The sequence below is a fragment of the Streptomyces sp. NPDC003042 genome (assembly GCF_053591315.1).
This window is the reverse complement of sequence record NZ_JBSFTP010000190.1, coordinates 1-1,133: the sequence shown is the minus strand read 5'-3', so window position 1 is coordinate 1,133 and position 1,133 is coordinate 1. Positions and strand designations below refer to the sequence as shown.

At 65.0% G+C, this 1,133-nt stretch carries 1 protein-coding gene; it reads left to right on the top strand.

Annotated features, from left to right (window positions below):
* The coding region (locus ACWDYJ_RS36295) for a dihydropteroate synthase (RefSeq protein WP_451569870.1) at positions 1-1,133 on the top strand (1,133 nt) is incomplete at both ends.

Below are 1,133 nucleotides of genomic sequence, written 5' to 3'. Positions count from 1 at the left end.
GTGCCGTTCCGGCAGGACACCGCTTATATGGCGATCGGTGAGCGGACGAACGCGAACGGGTCGAAGAAGTTCCGTGAGGCGATGCTGGAGGCCCGGTGGGACGACTGTGTGGAGATGGCGCGGGACCAGATCCGTGAGGGCGCGCACATGCTCGACCTGTGTGTGGACTATGTGGGCCGTGACGGGGTCGCGGACATGAAGGAGCTGGCGGGGCGGTTCGCTACGGCGTCGACGCTGCCGATCGTTCTGGACTCGACGGAGGTTCCCGTTCTCCAGGCCGGGCTGGAGAAGCTCGGCGGGCGGGCGGTGATCAATTCGGTGAATTATGAGGACGGTGACGGTCCGGAGTCGCGGTTCGCGAAGGTGACCGCTTTGGCGCGGGAGCACGGTGCGGCGCTGATCGCGCTGACCATCGACGAGGAGGGCCAGGCCCGCACGGTCGAGCACAAGGTCGCCATCGCCGAGCGGCTGATCGCCGATCTGACGGGGAATTGGGGGATCCGGGAGTCGGACATCCTCATCGACACCCTCACGTTCACGATCTGCACGGGTCAGGAGGAGTCGCGCAAGGACGGTATCGCGACGATCGAGTCGATCCGTGAGCTCAAGCGCCGGCATCCCGATGTCCAGACGACGCTGGGTCTCTCCAACATCTCCTTCGGTCTGAATCCGGCCGCCCGTGTCCTGTTGAACTCGGTGTTCCTGGACGAGTGTGTGAAGGCGGGTCTGGATTCGGCGATCGTTCACGCGTCGAAGATCCTGCCGATCGCCCGGTTCGACGAGGAGCAGGTCACCACCGCGCTGGATCTGATCTATGACCGGCGTGCGGAGGGCTATGACCCGCTGCAGAAGCTGATGGCCTTGTTCGAGGGTGTGAACACCAAGTCGCTGAAGGCCGGGCGTGCGGAGGAGTTGCTGGCGCTGCCGCTGGACGAGCGGCTCCAGCGCCGGATCATCGACGGTGAGAAGAACGGCCTGGAGCGGGACCTGGAGGAGGCTCTCCAGAGTCGCCCCGCCCTGGACATCGTCAACGACACGCTGCTGGAGGGCATGAAGGTCGTCGGTGAGCTGTTCGGTTCGGGTCAGATGCAGTTGCCGTTCGTGCTGCAGTCGGCGGAGGTCATGAAGACGGC